Annotated in this window: 30 protein-coding genes and 1 pseudogene; all 31 read left to right on the forward strand. The window is 45.8% G+C overall.

Annotated elements, in window-relative coordinates; all coding sequences use genetic code 11:
- The first annotated feature begins 11 nt into the window (after nucleotides 1–11).
- Nucleotides 12–2,141: an elongation factor G gene (gene fusA, locus PSM36_RS04025; RefSeq protein ID WP_076929073.1), complete on the forward strand. Its 2,130-nt coding sequence runs from the start codon at nucleotides 12–14 to the stop codon at nucleotides 2,139–2,141.
- A gap of 102 nt (nucleotides 2,142–2,243) precedes the next feature.
- Nucleotides 2,244–2,549, forward strand: a complete 306-nt coding sequence (gene rpsJ / locus PSM36_RS04030) for a 30S ribosomal protein S10 (protein WP_019541341.1) — start codon at nucleotides 2,244–2,246, stop codon at nucleotides 2,547–2,549.
- Between the two features lie 121 nt (nucleotides 2,550–2,670).
- Nucleotides 2,671–3,288 carry a 50S ribosomal protein L3 gene (rplC, locus tag PSM36_RS04035; RefSeq protein ID WP_019541340.1) on the forward strand — a complete coding sequence of 206 codons (618 nt, stop codon included), beginning with the start codon at nucleotides 2,671–2,673 and terminating at the stop codon, nucleotides 3,286–3,288.
- Nucleotide 3,289: 1 nt separating this feature from the next.
- Nucleotides 3,290–3,919, forward strand: a complete 630-nt coding sequence (gene rplD, locus PSM36_RS04040) for a 50S ribosomal protein L4 (RefSeq protein ID WP_076929075.1) — start codon at nucleotides 3,290–3,292, stop codon at nucleotides 3,917–3,919.
- 11 nt (nucleotides 3,920–3,930) lie between these two features.
- Nucleotides 3,931–4,224: a 50S ribosomal protein L23 gene (rplW, locus tag PSM36_RS04045; protein ID WP_076929077.1), complete on the forward strand. Its 294-nt coding sequence runs from the start codon at nucleotides 3,931–3,933 to the stop codon at nucleotides 4,222–4,224.
- A 5-nt stretch (nucleotides 4,225–4,229) separates the two neighbouring features.
- Nucleotides 4,230–5,057, forward strand: a complete 828-nt coding sequence (gene rplB, locus PSM36_RS04050; RefSeq protein ID WP_076929079.1) for a 50S ribosomal protein L2 — start codon at nucleotides 4,230–4,232, stop codon at nucleotides 5,055–5,057.
- 22 nt (nucleotides 5,058–5,079) lie between these two features.
- Entirely contained in the window at nucleotides 5,080–5,349 is a 270-nt protein-coding gene (rpsS, locus tag PSM36_RS04055) for a 30S ribosomal protein S19 (protein WP_019541336.1), read from the forward strand.
- Nucleotides 5,350–5,387: 38 nt separating this feature from the next.
- Nucleotides 5,388–5,801: a 50S ribosomal protein L22 gene (rplV, locus tag PSM36_RS04060; RefSeq protein ID WP_076929081.1), complete on the forward strand. Its 414-nt coding sequence runs from the start codon at nucleotides 5,388–5,390 to the stop codon at nucleotides 5,799–5,801.
- 4 nt (nucleotides 5,802–5,805) lie between these two features.
- Nucleotides 5,806–6,561: a 30S ribosomal protein S3 gene (rpsC, locus tag PSM36_RS04065; protein ID WP_076929084.1), complete on the forward strand. Its 756-nt coding sequence runs from the start codon at nucleotides 5,806–5,808 to the stop codon at nucleotides 6,559–6,561.
- An 11-nt stretch (nucleotides 6,562–6,572) separates the two neighbouring features.
- On the forward strand, nucleotides 6,573–7,004 hold the full coding sequence (rplP, locus tag PSM36_RS04070; protein WP_076929086.1) for a 50S ribosomal protein L16: 432 nt from the start codon (nucleotides 6,573–6,575) through the stop codon (nucleotides 7,002–7,004).
- A 6-nt stretch (nucleotides 7,005–7,010) separates the two neighbouring features.
- On the forward strand, nucleotides 7,011–7,214 hold the full coding sequence (rpmC, locus tag PSM36_RS04075; RefSeq protein ID WP_076929088.1) for a 50S ribosomal protein L29: 204 nt from the start codon (nucleotides 7,011–7,013) through the stop codon (nucleotides 7,212–7,214).
- An 8-nt stretch (nucleotides 7,215–7,222) separates the two neighbouring features.
- Nucleotides 7,223–7,480 (forward strand): 30S ribosomal protein S17, encoded by a 258-nt coding sequence (rpsQ, locus tag PSM36_RS04080; RefSeq protein WP_019541331.1) that lies wholly within the window; start codon nucleotides 7,223–7,225, stop codon nucleotides 7,478–7,480.
- 1 nt (nucleotide 7,481) lies between these two features.
- Nucleotides 7,482–7,847, forward strand: coding sequence for a 50S ribosomal protein L14 (rplN, locus tag PSM36_RS04085; RefSeq protein ID WP_019541330.1), 366 nt, complete (start codon nucleotides 7,482–7,484; stop codon nucleotides 7,845–7,847).
- A 21-nt stretch (nucleotides 7,848–7,868) separates the two neighbouring features.
- Nucleotides 7,869–8,189, forward strand: a complete 321-nt coding sequence (rplX, locus tag PSM36_RS04090) for a 50S ribosomal protein L24 (RefSeq protein ID WP_076929090.1) — start codon at nucleotides 7,869–7,871, stop codon at nucleotides 8,187–8,189.
- Nucleotides 8,186–8,755 (forward strand): 50S ribosomal protein L5, encoded by a 570-nt coding sequence (gene rplE / locus PSM36_RS04095; protein WP_076929092.1) that lies wholly within the window; start codon nucleotides 8,186–8,188, stop codon nucleotides 8,753–8,755. Before rplX ends, rplE begins: the two co-directional genes overlap by 4 nt.
- Nucleotides 8,756–8,915: 160 nt before the next feature.
- Nucleotides 8,916–9,185 carry a 30S ribosomal protein S14 gene (rpsN, locus tag PSM36_RS04100; protein ID WP_019541327.1) on the forward strand — a complete coding sequence of 90 codons (270 nt, stop codon included), beginning with the start codon at nucleotides 8,916–8,918 and terminating at the stop codon, nucleotides 9,183–9,185.
- 141 nt (nucleotides 9,186–9,326) lie between these two features.
- The gene (gene rpsH / locus PSM36_RS04105; protein ID WP_026327665.1) at nucleotides 9,327–9,722 is read left to right on the forward strand and encodes a 30S ribosomal protein S8; all 396 of its coding nucleotides are present in this window, start codon (nucleotides 9,327–9,329) and stop codon (nucleotides 9,720–9,722) included.
- A 17-nt stretch (nucleotides 9,723–9,739) separates the two neighbouring features.
- Nucleotides 9,740–10,294 (forward strand): 50S ribosomal protein L6, encoded by a 555-nt coding sequence (gene rplF, locus PSM36_RS04110; RefSeq protein ID WP_076929095.1) that lies wholly within the window; start codon nucleotides 9,740–9,742, stop codon nucleotides 10,292–10,294.
- A 19-nt stretch (nucleotides 10,295–10,313) separates the two neighbouring features.
- Nucleotides 10,314–10,658 (forward strand): 50S ribosomal protein L18, encoded by a 345-nt coding sequence (rplR, locus tag PSM36_RS04115; protein ID WP_076929097.1) that lies wholly within the window; start codon nucleotides 10,314–10,316, stop codon nucleotides 10,656–10,658.
- 5 nt (nucleotides 10,659–10,663) lie between these two features.
- Nucleotides 10,664–11,182 (forward strand): 30S ribosomal protein S5, encoded by a 519-nt coding sequence (gene rpsE, locus PSM36_RS04120; RefSeq protein WP_019541323.1) that lies wholly within the window; start codon nucleotides 10,664–10,666, stop codon nucleotides 11,180–11,182.
- Nucleotides 11,183–11,194: 12 nt separating this feature from the next.
- On the forward strand, nucleotides 11,195–11,374 hold the full coding sequence (rpmD, locus tag PSM36_RS04125; protein WP_076929100.1) for a 50S ribosomal protein L30: 180 nt from the start codon (nucleotides 11,195–11,197) through the stop codon (nucleotides 11,372–11,374).
- 56 nt (nucleotides 11,375–11,430) lie between these two features.
- Nucleotides 11,431–11,877 (forward strand): 50S ribosomal protein L15, encoded by a 447-nt coding sequence (rplO, locus tag PSM36_RS04130; protein ID WP_076929102.1) that lies wholly within the window; start codon nucleotides 11,431–11,433, stop codon nucleotides 11,875–11,877.
- A gap of 4 nt (nucleotides 11,878–11,881) precedes the next feature.
- Nucleotides 11,882–13,204, forward strand: coding sequence for a preprotein translocase subunit SecY (gene secY, locus PSM36_RS04135; protein WP_076929104.1), 1,323 nt, complete (start codon nucleotides 11,882–11,884; stop codon nucleotides 13,202–13,204).
- Nucleotides 13,205–13,237: 33 nt separating this feature from the next.
- The gene (map, locus tag PSM36_RS04140; protein ID WP_076932033.1) at nucleotides 13,238–14,005 is read left to right on the forward strand and encodes a type I methionyl aminopeptidase; all 768 of its coding nucleotides are present in this window, start codon (nucleotides 13,238–13,240) and stop codon (nucleotides 14,003–14,005) included.
- A gap of 16 nt (nucleotides 14,006–14,021) precedes the next feature.
- Nucleotides 14,022–14,240 carry a translation initiation factor IF-1 gene (gene infA / locus PSM36_RS04145; protein ID WP_019541318.1) on the forward strand — a complete coding sequence of 73 codons (219 nt, stop codon included), beginning with the start codon at nucleotides 14,022–14,024 and terminating at the stop codon, nucleotides 14,238–14,240.
- A 268-nt stretch (nucleotides 14,241–14,508) separates the two neighbouring features.
- A complete protein-coding gene (gene ykgO / locus PSM36_RS04150) occupies nucleotides 14,509–14,625 on the forward strand; it encodes a type B 50S ribosomal protein L36 (RefSeq protein WP_076929107.1) in 117 nt (38 codons plus the stop codon).
- 34 nt (nucleotides 14,626–14,659) lie between these two features.
- On the forward strand, nucleotides 14,660–15,040 hold the full coding sequence (rpsM, locus tag PSM36_RS04155; protein WP_076929108.1) for a 30S ribosomal protein S13: 381 nt from the start codon (nucleotides 14,660–14,662) through the stop codon (nucleotides 15,038–15,040).
- Nucleotides 15,041–15,052: 12 nt separating this feature from the next.
- Nucleotides 15,053–15,442: a 30S ribosomal protein S11 gene (gene rpsK / locus PSM36_RS04160; RefSeq protein WP_076929109.1), complete on the forward strand. Its 390-nt coding sequence runs from the start codon at nucleotides 15,053–15,055 to the stop codon at nucleotides 15,440–15,442.
- Between the two features lie 121 nt (nucleotides 15,443–15,563).
- Nucleotides 15,564–16,172: a 30S ribosomal protein S4 gene (gene rpsD, locus PSM36_RS04165; RefSeq protein ID WP_076929110.1), complete on the forward strand. Its 609-nt coding sequence runs from the start codon at nucleotides 15,564–15,566 to the stop codon at nucleotides 16,170–16,172.
- A gap of 4 nt (nucleotides 16,173–16,176) precedes the next feature.
- Nucleotides 16,177–17,178: a DNA-directed RNA polymerase subunit alpha gene (locus PSM36_RS04170; RefSeq protein ID WP_076929112.1), complete on the forward strand. Its 1,002-nt coding sequence runs from the start codon at nucleotides 16,177–16,179 to the stop codon at nucleotides 17,176–17,178.
- Nucleotides 17,179–17,186: 8 nt separating this feature from the next.
- Nucleotides 17,187–17,681 (forward strand): annotated as a pseudogene (gene rplQ / locus PSM36_RS04175) (50S ribosomal protein L17); the annotation flags it as partial.
- Between the last annotated feature and the right edge of the window lie 119 nt (nucleotides 17,682–17,800).

Genomic DNA, 17,800 nt, shown 5'->3' on the forward strand with positions numbered 1-17,800 from the left:
AGGTAAAAAAGATGGCTAAGGGTTCAAAAGAAGCATTACAATTCACTCGTAACATTGGTATCATGGCTCATATCGATGCCGGCAAGACTACCACCTCCGAGCGTATCCTGTTTTATACGGGATTGACGCATAAGATCGGGGAGGTACATGACGGCGCTGCGACCATGGACTGGATGGAACAGGAGCAGGAGCGTGGTATCACCATTACTTCCGCTGCTACCACCACGAGCTGGAAATATGATGACAAAACATATAAAATCAATCTGATTGACACCCCGGGACACGTTGACTTCACCGTAGAGGTAGAACGGTCGTTACGTGTACTCGACGGAGCGGTTGCTGCGTTTTGCGCCGTAGGCGGCGTGGAGCCGCAGTCGGAGACCGTATGGCGTCAGGCAGACAAATATAAGGTGCCCCGTGTAGGTTACGTCAACAAGATGGACCGTTCGGGCGCTAATTTCTTTGACGTGGTACGTCAGGTAAAAGAGATGTTGGGCGCTACGGCATGTCCCATCCAGATACCTATTGGAGCGGAAGAGACTTTCAAGGGAGTGGTTGACCTGGTCACCATGAAAGCGCTCTACTGGCACGATGAAACTATGGGAGCCGACTACGATGTAGTGGATATTCCCGCCGATTTGCTGGATGAAGCCAACGAATGGCGCGAGAAGATGCTTGAAACCATTGCAGAGTGCGATGACCAGTTGATGGAGAAATACTTCGACGATCCTTCCACTATTACAGAAGATGAGATCAGGGCAGCCATCCGTAAAGGTACGCTGGCAATGCAGATCAATCCTATGATTTGCGGATCATCTTTTAAAAACAAAGGGGTACAGACACTGCTTGACGCAGTATGTGCTTACCTGCCCAGCCCGATCGATACAGAGGCTATTGCCGGTACCGATCCGAGAGATCCGGACAAAGAACTGGTACGCCATCCCGACCCGTCGGAACCGATGTGTGCTTTGGCATTCAAGATTGCCACAGACCCCTATGTGGGTCGTCTCTGCTTCTTCCGTGTCTATTCGGGAGAACTCGATGCCGGTTCATATGTGTACAACACCCGTTCCGGCAAGAAAGAGCGTATCTCACGTCTCTTCCAGATGCATTCCAACAAACAGAATCCTAAAGATTTTATCGGAACCGGAGATATCGGTGCCGGTGTAGGTTTTAAAGATATCCGTACGGGAGATACCCTTTGCGACGAAAATCATCCCATTATCCTGGAAGCGATCGATTTCCCGGATCCGGTGATCGGCATCGCGGTAGAACCCAAAACGCAGAAGGATTTGGACAAACTTTCCACCGGGCTGGCTAAGCTGGCGGAAGAAGATCCTACCTTTACTGTGAAAACTGATGAAGATACGGGACAGACTGTGATCTCAGGTATGGGTGAGCTTCACCTTGAGATCATTATCGACCGTTTGAAACGGGAGTTCAAGGTAGAAGCCAACCAGGGTCGTCCGCAGGTATCTTACAAGGAAGCTATCACCAAACCCGTTGAATTACGTGAGACCTATAAGAAACAGACTGGTGGTCGTGGTAAGTATGCCGATATGATCGTGCGTGTTGAACCGGCCGACAAGGATTTCGAAGGCGAATTGCAGTTTGTAGATGAAGTGAAGGGTGGTAACATTCCAAAAGAATATATCCCCTCTATCCAGAAAGGATTCCAGCGTGCAATGAAAAACGGCGTACTTGCCGGTTACGCGTTGGATAAACTGAAAGTGACAGTAATCGACGGTTCATATCACCCGGTAGACTCCGACCAGCTCTCGTTTGAGATCTGTGCTATACAGGCTTTCAAATCTGCAGCTGAAAAAGCAGGTCCGGTATTGCTTGAACCGATTATGAAGGTAGAGGTGGTGACCCCCGAAGAAAGCATGGGTGATGTGATTTCCGACCTGAACAAGCGTCGCGGACAAGTGGAAGGGATGGAATCGAACCGTTCCGGGGCACGTGTGGTGAAAGCCAAAACGCCGCTGTCTGAAATGTTCGGTTACGTAACCTCTTTGCGTACCATCACCTCGGGACGCGCCACATCCACTATGTCGTTCTCGCACTTTGAAGAGGTTTCTTCTTCCATTGCAAGACAGGTATTGACGGAAGTGAAAGGCCGTGTAGATTTGATCAAGTAATAAACATTTTACGCCGCATTTTCGGTAAGCAATACGAGTAGAAGATAAGCTTGCTTATATTATACCGTTGCGAGAAAATGTCTAAATTCATTGAAATATTTTATGAGCCAAAAAATCAGAATTAAACTGAAGTCTTACGATTACAGCCTGGTGGACAAGTCTGCCGAGAAGATCGTAAAAACCGTAAAAGCTACGGGTGCAGTGGTAAGTGGTCCAATTCCGTTGCCGACGCACAAACGTATTTTTACCGTGAACCGCTCCACGTTCGTCAACAAGAAATCGCGCGAGCAGTTCGAACTGGCCTCTTTCAAGAGACTCATCGATATTTACAGCTCTACGGCCAAAACCGTAGACGCCCTGATGAAGCTTGAATTGCCCAGTGGTGTGGAAGTAGAAATCAAAGTATGATAAAATAGACACAAGACAAAAGAACCAAGAGCCAAGACAGAAGGGTCAAGACAAAAAAGTCTTGAATCTAGTCTTGAATCTTGCATCTTGGTTCTTGAATCTAAATTAAAACAAGAGAGAAATGCCAGGATTATTAGGAAGAAAAATCGGAATGACATCCGTTTTCAGTGCCGAGGGGAAAAATATCCCATGCACTGTTATCGAAGCAGGTCCTTGCGTGGTGACTCAGGTGAAGACCGTTGAAAAAGACGGTTACGATGCTATTCAGCTCGGGTTTGAAGACAAGAAAGACAAGCATACCCCCAACGCTGAGAAAGGGCATTTTAAGAAAGCCGGAGTTAGCCCCAAGAGACACTTGGCCGAGTTCAAAGGTTTTGGAAACGAGTACAAAGCCGGATCCGAGATCAAAGTAGATCTTTTCAATGATACCGTCTATGTAGACGTGATCGGGAAATCGAAAGGAAAAGGATTCCAGGGTGTGGTAAAACGCCATGGATTTGGCGGTGTCGGCCAGTCGACACATGGTCAGCACAACAGGTTGCGTGCTCCCGGGTCAATCGGGGCATGTTCCTATCCCGCGAAAGTATTCAAGGGAACCCGTATGGCCGGACAGATGGGTAACGAGCGGGTAACCGTTCAGAACCTGCAGGTGATCAAAGTAATTCCCGAACACAATCTTTTGCTTATAAAAGGTTCTATTCCGGGAAGTAAAGGTTCAATCGTAGCAATAGAGAAATAAAATGGAATTAAGCGTATATAATATCAAAGGAGAGGTAACAGACAAGAAGGTGACACTCGACGATTCCATTTTCGGGATTGAACCCAATGACCATGTTATCTGGTTGGATGTAAAGCAATATATGGCCAACCGGCGTCAAGGTACGCACAAATCGAAAGAGAGAAGTGAAATTGCAGGAAGTACGCGCAAGCTGATCCGTCAGAAAGGTAGCGGTGGTGCCCGTCGCGGTGATATCAAATCGCCCGTGCTGGTAGGTGGAGGCCGTGTATTTGGCCCCAAACCGCGTGATTACAGCTTCAAGGTAAATAAAAAGGTGAAAGCATTGGCACGTAAATCGGCCCTCTCACTGAAGGCGAAAAACAACGCCATCGTAGTGGTGGAAGATTTCACTTTTGATACCCCTAAGACCAAGCAGTTCGTGGAGTTGACAAAGAATCTGCAACTCGCTGATAAAAAGCTACTTTTCATTTTGCCGAATCAAAATAAAAACGTATATTTGTCGGCCCGAAATTTGGGCGGTATCAATGTGGTAACAGCTTCTGACATAAATACATACAAAATTATGGATTGCGCCAGTCTGGTGATGATGGAATCATCGGTAGCTGTAATTGATAACCTGTTTAAAGCATAAGGAGAATAGAAATGAGTGTAATAGTAAAACCCATATTCACAGAGAAACAAACCGCATTAACGGATAAATTCGAGAACCGTTACGGTTTTATTGTGGAGCCTTCTGCTAATAAGGTTGAAATTAAAAATGCCGTTGAAGCGCTTTATAACGTACATGTGGAAAGCGTGAATACGATGAAGTATGATGGTAAGCTGAGAAGCCGGTATACAAAATCGGGCGTTGTGCAGGGACGTACCTCTTCATACAAGAAAGCAATCGTCACCTTGAAGAAAGGTGAAACAATCGATTTATTCAGCAATATCTAAAAGTAATGGCAATACGTAAATTAAAGCCCACAACACCGGGGCAAAGACACAAGATTATCGGTTCATTTGAAAAGATCACTGCAAGTGTACCGGAGAAATCTCTTGTAGTTGGTAAGAGAGCGTCGGGCGGCCGCAACAACCAGGGTAAGATGACCGTTGGTTATATTGGTGGCGGACACAAGAGACGTTTCAGGGTTATCGATTTCAAGAGAACAAAAGATGGTATCCCGGCCGTAGTAAAAAGCATAGAGTACGATCCCAACCGTTCGGCACGCATCGCGTTGCTGTATTATGCCGATGGGGTAAAAACGTACATCCTCGCGCCCAACGGCCTTGAAGTAGGAACCTCAGTGATGTCGGGGCCCACAGCGGCTCCTGAAGTTGGAAATGCACTCCCCTTGTCGGTTATTCCCATCGGTACGGTAATTCATAACATTGAATTGCGTCCGGGACAAGGGGCAAAGATGGCACGCTCTGCCGGAACATTTGCGCAATTGGTATCCCGCGAAGATAAATACGCGATTATCAAGATGCCTTCCGGTGAAGTTCGCAAAATTTTGTCGGCATGTAAAGCTACTATTGGAAGTGTTGGTAATTCGGACCATGCTCTGGAACAATCAGGTAAAGCCGGCCGTTCTCGTTGGCTCGGACGTCGTCCCCGCACCCGTGGTGTGGTGAAAAACCCGGTCGATCACCCGATGGGTGGTGGAGAAGGTCGCGCGTCGGGAGGCCATCCCAGATCAGCCAAAGGCTTATACGCAAAGGGCTTGAAAACAAGAGCGCCTAAAAAACATTCTTCGAAATACATCGTAGAGAGAAGAAAAAAGAAGTAATCTGATTAATTAATAAACAACTATGAGCAGATCATTAAAGAAGGGTCCGTATATCAATCTGAAATTAGAGAAAAAAGTGAACGCCATGAATGAGAGCGGCAAGAAAACCGTGATCAAGACCTGGGCGCGCGCTTCGATGATATCACCTGATTTTGTGGGACACACCATTGCCGTACACAACGGGAATAAATTCATTCCTGTATATATCACGGAAAACATGGTGGGACATAAGCTTGGCGAATTTGCCGTGACCCGCACATTCCGCGGCCATGCAGGCAACCGCAAGAAATAAGATCAGGGCGCTTAACGAAATAAAAAACAGAAAAAGAGATGAGTGCTAGAAAAAGAATATCAGCCGAACAAAGAAAACAAGAGCGTAAAGAGGTTTCTTTCGCGGTGTTGAAAAACGTTCCCAGTTCGCCCCGTAAAATGCGTTATGTAGCAGATATGGTGCGCGGCATGGAAGTGTTTAAAGCATTGGGCGTTTTGAAATTCTCCAACAAGGAAGCGTCGGGCAAGGTTGAGAAACTGTTGCTCTCGGCCATCGCTAACTGGGAACAGAAGAACGAACGTAAAGCCGAAACCGGCGAATTGTATATTAAGACCATATCCGTGGATGAAGGTGCTACGTTGAAACGTCTCCGTCCTGCACCGCAGGGACGCGGATACAGGATCCGCAAACGCTCCAATCACGTGACGATCGTGGTAGATACATTCAAAAAAGAAGAACAAGAACAAAACTAAGAAGATGGGACAAAAAGTAAATCCGATAGCAAATCGTTTAGGGATCATCAAGGGATGGGACTCTAACTGGTACGGCGGAAATAATTATGGCGACATTTTGCTGGAAGACAGCAAGATCCGCAAATATTTGAATGCCCGTCTTGCCAAAGCAAGTGTATCCCGCATCGTGATTGAGAGGACATTGAAACTCGTGACGATCACAATTTGTACGGCCCGCCCCGGTATCATTATCGGTAAAGGTGGCCAGGAGGTCGACAAATTGAAGGAAGAATTGATGAAGATCACCGATAAAGATATCCAGATCAATATATTTGAGATCAAGAAACCCGAACTCGACGCCGTAATCGTTGCCAATAACGTAGCGCGCCAGATCGAAGGTAAGATCGCGTATCGCCGTGCCGTGAAGATGGCCATCGCTTCCACCATGCGGATGGGGGCAGAAGGGATCAAAATCCAGGTGTCGGGTCGTTTGAACGGTGCTGAAATGGCTCGTTCGGAAATGTACAAGGAAGGAAGAACTCCTCTCCATACTTTCCGTGCCGACATTGATTACGCACAGGCGGAAGCACTTACCAAAGTGGGTCTGATCGGTGTTAAAGTATGGATTTGCCGTGGTGAGGTGTATGGTAAGAAAGACCTGGCACCTTCTTTTGCCACTTCCAAGGAAAACCGGGCCAATAGCGGTGGCAACCGTGGCGGCAACCGTCCCGAAGGAGGCGGCAGAGGCGGTAGACGCAGAAGAAATAAAAACAATGCTTAATTGAAGAAAATATGTTACAGCCAAAGAAAACAAAATTCAGAAGACAGCAGAAAGGCCGTATGAAGGGCAATGCCGGACGGGGCAACCAGCTGGCGTTTGGCTCTTTCGGGATAAAATCACTGCAATCTAAATGGATTACCGGACGCCAGATTGAAGCTGCGCGTATCGCCGTAACACGCTATATGCAGCGTCAGGGACAGGTTTGGGTACGTATTTTCCCCGATAAGCCTATCACTAAAAAGCCTGCTGAAGTACGTATGGGTAAAGGTAAAGGTAATCCTGAAGGATACGTGGCACCTGTTACTCCCGGAAGAATCCTCTTTGAGATAGAAGGTGTACCTTTCGATGTGGCAAAGGAGGCTTTGCGTTTAGCGGCTCAGAAATTGCCGGTTACCACTAAATTTGTGGTGAGAAGAGATTATAATTATGAGCAAAAATCGTAAGGCGAGATGAAGAAACTAGAAGAATTAAAAGAATTATCCGATAAAGACCTGAAAGAAAGATTGGATGCTGAAGTGATCGCGCTCACACAGTTGCGTATCAACCACACCATTACTCCTCTCGACAATTCAGGCTCATTAAAGGAGAAGCGCAGAAACATTGCCCGTATCCATACCGAGTTGCGTGCAAGAGAGTTGAAAAATGATCAATAAATGACAGAATGGAAACGAGAAATTTAAGGAAAGAAAGAATCGGGGTCGTTTTCAGTAATAAGATGGATAAAACCGTCACTGTTGCTGTAAAATGGAAAGAGAAACACCCTATATATGGGAAGTTCGTTAATAAAACGAAGAAATTTCACGCCCATGATGAGAAGAACGACTGTAACATCGGTGATACGGTGCGTATAATGGAAACCCGTCCTTTGAGCAAAACGAAGAGATGGAGAGTGGTTGAAGTAATGGAAAGGGCCAAGTAAGATGATACAACAAGAATCAAGATTAACAGTAACCGACAACAGTGGAGCCAAAGAAGCGCTCTGTATCCGTGTTCTGGGTGGTACCGGAAGACGTTATGCATCGGTAGGGGATGTGATTGTTGTAGCTATCAAGAGCACAATCCCTTCGAGTGATATTAAGAAAGGCGCTGTATCAAAAGCGATCATCGTCCGTACGAAAAAGGAGATCCGTCGTGCCGACGGTTCATATATCCGTTTCGACGACAATGCCTGCGTTCTTTTGAACAATGCAGGAGAGTTGAGGGCCAGCCGTATTTTCGGTCCGGTTGCCCGTGAGTTGCGTGCGACGAACATGAAGATCGTTTCCTTGGCTCCCGAAGTATTATAATCTATTAATCAATCACAGGCAATGAGTAAATTACATATAAAGAAAGGCGATACGGTTTACGTCAATTCCGGCGAAGACAAAGGAAAGACCGGCCGCGTGCTTGAGGTTTTGGTAAAAAAGAACCGCGCCGTGGTAGAGGGAGTAAACATGGTATCGAAACATACCAAACCCAACGCCCAGAATCCGAACGGAGGGATTGAGAAGAAAGAGGCCTCAGTGCACATCTCAAACCTGAACCCGGTAGATCCTAAAACCGGTAAACCTACCCGCGTTGGACGGAAAGAAAACAGTAAAGGCAAATTGGTTCGTTACGCTAAAAAATCTGGGGAGGAGATTAAATGAGTACTACAACATACGAAGTAAGCTTAAAGAAAGATTATAAAGAGCGTATTGTCCCTGCGCTGGTGAAAGAATTCAACTACACCACCGTGATGCAGGCTCCCAGACTGGAGAAGATCGTAATCAACCAGGGATTGGGAATCGCAGTGGCCGACAAGAAGATCATCGAAACGGCTATCAACGAACTGACTGCCATTACCGGCCAGAAGGCGGTAGCTACAGTGTCCCGTAAAGACATCTCGAATTTCAAGTTGCGTAAAAAAATGCCTATCGGCGTGCGGGTAACACTGCGTCACGATAAGATGTACGAATTCCTCGAAAGACTGGTGCGCGTGGCATTGCCCCGTATCCGTGACTTCAAAGGGATTGACGCCAAACTCGACGGAAGAGGTAATTATACGTTGGGTATCCAGGAGCAGATCATCTTTCCGGAAATCAATATCGACAATATTAGCCGTTTACTGGGGATGAATATTACATTCGTTACCACTGCTGCTACCGACGAAGAGGGATACGCCCTTCTGAGAGAATTCGGATTACCGTTTAAAAATGCACAAAAATCGCAATAAGCTAAATGAGCATAGGGCAAGTTTACTTGAATGTTTTCGATAAGCGAGCACAGAGGCAAAACAAGTTTTGACTATGTCGAGTGCAGAAAACAACTAAATTTACTTGAACTATGCCATAGCGAGTGATTGACTAAATGAAATTGAAAAAAATCAGTAGATAATGGCAAAAGAATCAATGAAAGCCCGCGAGGTGAAGAGAGCCAAGATGGTTGCCCGTTATGCCGAAAAAAGAGAGAAATATCTGGCAGAAGGTAATTACGAAGCGCTTCAATCCATACCTAAGAATGCCTCACCGGTACGTTTGCACAACCGTTGCAAACTCACCGGCCGCCCTAAAGGATATATGCGCCAGTTTGGCATCTCACGTATCCAGTTCCGCGAAATGGCATCCAAAGGTTTGATACCAGGGGTAAAGAAAGCAAGCTGGTAAGGTTAATGTACCAATGATACTAATGTGCCAATGATACTAATAACGGTTCAATTGGTAATTAGTAATTGATAATTGGTAATTAAGCGAAGCGAATAACTAAATATTGTCCCGGCAGTCGGGATCAATTTAAATTTTTTATATATGACAGATCCAATAGCAGATTATTTGACGCGGCTAAGAAATGCCATCATGGCAAAGCACAGAGTGGTGGAAATACCCGCATCAAATTTAAAGAAAGATATCACCAAGATACTTTTCGAAAAGGGGTACATACTGAACTATAAGTTCGTAGAGGACGGCCCCCAAGGCAGCATCATGATTGCTTTGAAATACGATCCGGTAAACAAGGTGAATGCAATCAAGAAACTTGAACGCGTTTCAACTCCCGGTTTGCGTAAATACGTCGGATATAAGGATATGCCGCGTGTGCTCAACGGTTTGGGTATCGCCATACTGTCAACTTCAAATGGAGTGATGACCGATAAAGAAGCCCGCGAACAGAAAGTGGGCGGAGAAGTTTTATGTTTCGTTTATTAATTTGAAGGAGAGAGAGTATGTCTAGAATAGGAAAATTACCCATCACGGTTCCTGCAGGAGTTGCAGTGACAATTGGAGATGATAATGTGATTACGCTGAAAGGCCCGAAAGGGGAACTGAGTCAGCCTGTGAGTGGGAACATGAAGATCGAATTGAATGATGGTGTGCTGACTATTGAACGTCCTGACGACGAGAAAGAAAGCCGCTCATTGCATGGTCTTTACCGCTCTTTATTGAATAACATGGTGATTGGTGTTTCGGAAGGTTTCCGTAAGGAACTGGAACTCGTGGGTGTTGGTTATCGTGTATCCAACAACGGCCAGGTACTGGAGTTATCATTGGGATATACACACAGTATCTTCCTGCAACTGCCCAATGAAATCAAGGTGGAAACCAAAATGGAAAGGAACAAGAATCCGCTTATTATACTGGAATCCTGTGATAAACAATTACTGGGCCAGGTATGTGCCAAGATCCGTTCATTCCGGAAACCGGAACCTTATAAAGGTAAGGGTGTTCGTTTTGTGGGTGAACAGGTACGTCGTAAGTCAGGTAAGACGGCATCTAAATAACATGTAAACTGAATTCACTATGTTGACAAAGAACGAAAGAAGATTAAAGATAAAGACCCGTGTACGGGGTAAAGTACACGGAACTCCCGAGAGACCCCGCCTCTCGGTATTCAGAAGCAATAAACAGATCTATGCCCAGGTGATCGATGATACCACCGGAAAGACCTTGGCTTCAGCCTCTTCTCTGAAAATGGAAGAAAAACTTCCCAAGAAAGAGATTGCAGCCAAAGTGGGTGAACTGATTGCCCAGAATGCGAGGGAAGCCGGAGTTGAGCAGGTAACTTTCGACAGGAACGGTTACCTCTATCACGGACGTATTAAAGAATTGGCAGATGCAGCCCGTAAAGGCGGACTTAAATTTTAACGATCATGGCAGGAGTAATAAATAAAGTAAAATCGACCAACGATATTGAACTGAAAGACCGTTTAGTGGCGATCAACCGTACCACCAAAGTAACAAAAGGTGGACGTACGTTCACATTTGCCGCGATGGTAGTTGTAGGAAACGAAGACGGCATCATTGGCTGGGGTCTGGGTAAAGCAGGTGAAGTAACTACGGCCATCGCCAAAGGTGTGGAAGCTGCCAAGAAAAACCTGATCAAGGTTCCGGTGTATAAAGGAACTATACCACATGAACAGATTGCGCGTTACGGAGGCGCGGAAGTCTTCCTGAAACCGGCTGTTACCGGTACCGGAGTAAAGGCAGGGGGTGCCATGCGTGCCGTGCTTGAGAGTGTAGGTATCACCGACGTATTGGCTAAATCGAAAGGATCATCCAATCCGCACAACCTCGTGAAAGCGACTATCGCTGCGTTGACCGAGTTGAGAGATCCCATCACGGTGGCCCAGAACAGGGGAGTAAGTTTGGAGAAAGTGTTTAACGGATAAAAACGATCTGAAATGGCTACAATAAAAATTAAACAGACAAAGAGCAGAATCGGAGCTCCTAAAGATCAGAAAAAAACGTTGGACGCTCTGGGACTTACCAAAATGCAACGTGTAGTGGAGCATGAAGATACTCCTTCTATCAGGGGACTTGTGCGCAAAGTACAGCACCTGGTTACGATAATTGACAATTGACAATGGCAATTGGTAATTGGTAATTAATAATTAGTAATTTTTTAAGACAATATACAATGGATTTATCGAATTTAAAACCGGCTGAAGGTGCTACCAAAACCCGCAAACGGATTGGCCGCGGCTCCGGATCGGGAAAAGGAGGAACTTCTACCAAAGGACATAAAGGGCAGAAATCAAGATCGGGTTATTCAAAGAAAGTCGGTTTCGAAGGGGGACAGATGCCTTTACAGCGTCGCTTACCCAAATTCGGATTCAAACCCCTGAAAAGAGTTGAATACAAAGCCATCAATCTGGAGACATTGCAGGAACTGGCTGAGGCTAAGAAACTCACCCAAATCAATCCTGAAGTGTTGATGGAAGCCGGGCTTATTTCCCGTAAACATTCAGTGAAAATTCTCGGCAGAGGCACCTTGTCAGCCAAACTGGAAGTATCGGCACACGCCTTTTCCAAAACAGCCGAGGAAGCCATTACTTCAGCAGGTGGAACCGCAGTAAAACTCTAATGAAATGGGATTCGTACAAACAATAAAGAATATATGGAAGATAGAAGACCTTAGAAAAAGGCTTATTATCACCATAGGTTTTGTCGCCATCTACCGGTTCGGCTCGTTCGTCGTGCTGCCCGGAATCAACCCGGAACAACTCGTGGCATTACAAGCCAATGCCAGCACAGGGCTGTTGAGCCTTCTCGACATGTTCTCCGGAGGAGCCTTTGCCAACGCATCTATTTTTGCATTGGGTATCATGCCCTATATCTCTGCATCTATTGTGATGCAGTTGTTGGGCATTGCCGTACCTGCTTTCCAGAAAATGCAGCGTGAAGGTGAAAGCGGACGTACGAAAATAAACCAATATACCCGTTACCTCACCGTGCTTATCCTGCTCGTGCAGGGGCCGGCCTACCTCTACGGAGCCGTAGGCAGCGCTATTCCCGGTGGTTTTTGGGATTGGGTATTACCTTCCACCATCGTTCTTGCCGGTGGTAGCATGTTTGTGTTATGGCTGGGAGAACGTATCACCGACAAAGGAGTAGGAAACGGTATCTCGTTTATCATCCTTATCGGTATCATCGCCCGTTTGCCCCATTCACTGGTGGCAGAATATGACCGGTTGATCGATGCCCCGGGAGGATTGATCCTGCTCTTGCTCGAATTGTTGTTCCTCGTTGCCGTTACTGCCGCTGCTATTATGCTGGTACAGGGTGTCAGGAAAGTCCCCGTACAATATGCAAAACGTGTTGTGGGTAACAGGCAATATGGAGGCGTAAGGCAATATATCCCACTGAAAGTAAATGCAGCAAACGTAATGCCTATCATTTTCGCCCAGGCGATCATGTTTATCCCCATTACCCTTGCGCAGTTCACTGCACGTGAAGGGAGCGGATTCCTGGCTTCGCTGATGGATTTCACCAGTTTCTGGTATAACTTCATCTTTGCAATGCTGATCATCGCTTTCACCTATTTCTATACGGCAATTACGGTGAATCCGGTACAGATGGCGGAAGACCTGAAACGTAACAATGGTTTTATACCGGGAGTGAAACCGGGAAAAAGAACGGCTGAATATATCGACACAATCATGTCGAGAATTACACTGCCCGGATCGTTTTTCCTGGCCATAGTCGCCATTTTACCTGCTTTTGCCGGGTTAATGGGGATCAACTCCCAGTTTGCCCAGTTCTTCGGAGGTACATCTCTGCTGATCCTCGTGGGTGTGGTACTCGATACATTACAACAGATCGAAAGTCACCTCTTGATGCGCCATTATGATGGTTTCCTGAAATCGGGAGCCAAAATTAAAGGGCGGACAGGATCAATAGCTGCTTACTAAGATCAAGATTTACCTGAATAGATGAACAGTAGAGTGATCATATTGAAGACCGACGAAGAGATCGAATTTATGCGTGAAGCGAACCGGCTGGTGGGCATGACTCTGGGAGAGTTGTCGAAGCATATCCGGCCAGGGATCACCACGCTGGAACTCGACCGCATCGGGGAGGAATTCATCAGGGATCATGGCGCTGTTCCAACCTTTCTGGGTTATGGGGGGTTTCCCAATTCACTCTGTACCTCCGTAAATGAGAATGTGGTGCATGGAATTCCCAATAACAAGCCGTTGCAGGAGGGAGATATCATATCGATCGATTGCGGTACCAAATTGCGTGGTTTTTGTGGGGATTCGGCCTATACTTTCTGTGTGGGTGAGGTGAGCGAAGAAGTGAAAAAGCTTCTCCGTATAACAAAAGAATCGCTCTACAAGGGTATTGAGCAGGCAAAGGAAGGAAATAGAATCGGGGATATTGGTTCGGCTGTCCAGACCTGGTGCGAAAAACACGGTTATTCCGTGGTGCGCGAGCTGGTCGGTCATGGGATCGGTAGGGAGATGCATGAAGCGCCGGAAGTCCCTAACTACGGACGGCGTGGAATTGGCCCGCTCATCAGGAACGGGATGTGTATTGCTATCGAACCGATGATCAATATGGGTGGCAAGAAAGTGGTTTTTGAAAATGACGGATGGACGGTACGCACTAAAGACCGTAAGCCATCGGCCCATTTCGAACATACTGTTGCTATCCGTAACGGTAAAGCCGATATCTTATCGACATTTGAATTTATTCAGGAAAATAATTAAAACGGAGTATTCATTCATGGCTAAACAAGCAGCGATAGAACAGGACGGAACAATTATCGAAGCATTATCGAATGCGATGTTCCGTGTAGAACTGGAAAACGGACATGAAATAACCGCCCATATCTCCGGCAAGATGCGGATGCACTATATACGTATACTGCCGGGAGACAGGGTGAGAGTGGAAATGTCCCCTTACGATCTTTCGAAAGGAAGGATTTCGTTCAGGTATAAATAGGTGGAAAGGTGAATTTTCTTAGGAACGAGGGCAGAGCCAAGTTTACTTGTGTTATGTCGAGAGACGACAGAAAATCTACGAAGTGAAAAGGTGAGAAAATAAAAAGGTGCGTATTATAGTGAAAAATACGTAATTTCTCCCTTGAATCCTGAAACAGTGTAAAAAAAGAATAAAAATATAGATAATTTTCTGATCTTTGTAGTCACGATTAGGCATAGGTGCCGTTCGGGAGTCAGAAAGATCTGAAATATAAAACAGATTTAATCGTATGAAGGTAAGAGCATCATTAAAGAAACGTACGGCCGACTGCAAGATAGTGAGAAGAAAAGGTCGTTTGTATATTATCAATAAGAAAAATCCCAAGTTCAAACAACGTCAGGGATAAATAGGATCGTAATCAAAAAAACTAGAAATAATATATGGCAATAAGAATTGTAGGTGTCGATCTGCCGCAAAATAAAAGGGGTGAAGTAGCGCTCACATATATCTACGGCATCGGCCGCAGCGCAGCTAACACTATTCTGGAAAAAGCAGAAGTTGACAAGAACATCAAAGTGAAAGACTGGACTGATGATCAGGCAGCCCGTATCCGTGAGATCATTTCTACTGAATTCAAAGTAGAGGGAGATCTTCGTTCCGAGGTGCAACTGAATATCAAACGACTGATGGATATTGGTTGCTATCGCGGTATCCGCCACCGTATCGGTTTACCCGTACGCGGACAAAGTACCAAGAATAACGCCCGTACACGTAAGGGAAGAAAGAAAACCGTTGCTAACAAGAAAAAAGCTACTAAATAACAGATAGGTAACATGGCAAAGAGAACAGTTGCAGCAAAAAAAAGAAATGTGAAAGTGAGCGCGGTCGGACAAGCGCATATCTCATCATCATTCAACAATATCATTGTTTCATTGACCAATGAAAACGGTGAGGTGATCAGTTGGTCATCTGCCGGAAAAATGGGTTTCAGAAGCTCTAAAAAGAATACTCCCTATGCGGCTCAGATGGTTGCACAAGATTGCTCCAAGGTAGCATACGACCTGGGGTTGCGCAAAGTGAAAGCCTATGTGAAAGGTCCGGGTAACGGACGTGAATCGGCCATCAGGACTATTCATGGCTCAGGTATCGAAGTGACTGAGATTGTGGATGTGACTCCACTTCCGCATAACGGATGCCGTCCGCCGAAAGCAAGAAAAGTATAATCAATTAATAATTTAAGTTTCATTTACTTGAGACTTGAGCTGTGATTTGATTACACCACAACTTCTCTGTAATCGCGGCTGCACAGTTTAGGCTTCAGTTTTTAAAAGTTTAATTTGTAAAATGGCTAGATATACCGGTCCAAAATCAAAAATCGCCCGTAAATTCGGCGAACCCATTTTCGGTCCCGATAAAGTTCTCTCCAAAAAGAACTACCCCCCGGGACAGCATGGAAATTCACGCAGGAGAAAAACCTCTGAATATGGCATCCAGTTGCGTGAGAAACAACGTGCAAAATATACCTATGGCGTACTGGAAAAACAGTTCCGCCTTACATTCGAGAAGGCAGTACGTAGCCGGGGAGTTACCGGTGAGGTATTGTTGCAATTATTAGAATCGCGCTTGGATAATATCGTGTACCGCCTGGGTATCTCTCCTACGAGAGCAGGAGCACGCCAGTTGGTATCACACCGTCATATTGTAGTGAACGGGAAAATCGTAAATATTCCCTCTTATACAGTGAAACCCGGTGATGTAGTAGGTGTTAGGGAAAAATCGAAATCGCTGTTGATCGTGGCCAATGCACTGGCAGGATTCAATCACAGCAAATATCCCTGGCTGGAATGGGACAAAGCCACATTGAGCGGTAAAGTACTGCATGTGCCTGAGAGAGCCGACATTCCGGAAAACATCAAAGAACAACTCATCGTAGAATTATATTCTAAACAATAATTTCATGGCAATATTAGCATTCCAAAAACCCGATAAGGTAATCATGTTACAGGAGGACGCGTTCTCCGGTAAATTTGAATTCCGTCCGCTGGAACCGGGATACGGCATCACCATAGGCAACGCCCTGCGCCGCATCCTGCTTTCGTCGCTGGAAGGATTCGCTATTACATCGGTGAAAATTGAGGGCGTGGATCATGAATTTGCGACCATTCCCGGCGTGATAGAAGATGTAACAGGTATTATCCTTAATCTGAAAAAAGTAAGGTTCAAAAGGATAGTGGAAGAGTTTGAGACGGAAAAAGTAAGCATCGCTATTTCGGGAACGGAAGTGTTTAAAGCCGGAGATATTGGTAAACTGCTGACCGGTTTCGAAGTACTGAATCCCGAACTGGAGATCTGCCACATGAACAAAAAAGCAGATCTGCGTCTCGAATTGACTATCAATAAAGGACGCGGTTATGTGCCTGCCGACGAAAACCGTGACCTGGTTGCGTCTGACGATGTGCAAACCCTTGTGATCGACTCTATTTACACTCCGATCCGTAACGTAAGTTTTGAAGTAGAAGATTACCGTATCGAACAGAAAACGGACTACGAGAAACTCACCATTGAGATTAAGACCGATGGATCCATCCAACCGAAAGAGGCGTTGAAAGAAGCGGCCAAGATATTGATCCAGCACTTTGTATTGTTTTCCGATGAAAACAAGATCATGCTGGAAACATCCGATGCCGAAAGTATCGAGGAGTTTGATGAAGAAGTACTCCATATGCGCCAGCTCCTGAAACGTAAATTGTCTGACCTCAACCTGTCGGTAAGGGCATTGAATTGTCTGAAAGCTGCCGACGTTGAAACGCTTGGGCAACTGGTTTCACACAACAAGAACGACCTGCTTAAGTTCCGTAACTTCGGAAAGAAATCGCTGACCGAGCTTGAAGAATTGCTCAGCAGCCTGAAGCTTACGTTCGGCATGGATATATCGAAGTACAAATTAGATAAAGACTAAAAACTGCAATGAGACATAATAAGAAAAATAATCATTTGGGACGTAAAACTGCGCATCGTTCGGCCATGTTATCCAATATGGCCAGCTCGCTCATCATGCACAAGCGCATCTTTACTACGGTTCCCAAAGCCAAAGAATTGAGAAAATACGTAGAACCCCTTATTACCAAAAGTAAAGAGGATACTACCCATTCGCGCCGCGAAGTTTTCAGCAAGCTGCAAAATAAAGTTGCCGTCACGGAATTGTTCCAGGCCGTATCGCAGAAAGTGGGAGACCGCCCCGGAGGATATACCCGTATCATCAAGACCGGATTCCGTTTGGGTGATAACGCTTCCATGTGCTTCATCGAACTGGTTGATTTCAATGAAAACATGTTGAGCGACGGTAAAGCTGCCAAGAAAGGAAGAACCCGCCGTTCACGCAGGAAAGCATCTGATGTTCCTGTAGCTGCCGCTGCTGGCGATGCACCTAAGGCAAAGAAAGCCAAAGAAGAGGTGAAGGAAGCCGAAGAAAGCGTGAAGGAAGAAGTTTCTACACAACCTGCCGAAGAGAAAACGGAAGAGGTTGTCAATGAACAGGAGGCGACAGAAACGCCTGCCGACGATACGACTGAAAAGTCTGA

The organism is Proteiniphilum saccharofermentans (assembly GCF_900095135.1).
Lineage (GTDB): Bacteria > Bacteroidota > Bacteroidia > Bacteroidales > Dysgonomonadaceae > Proteiniphilum > Proteiniphilum saccharofermentans.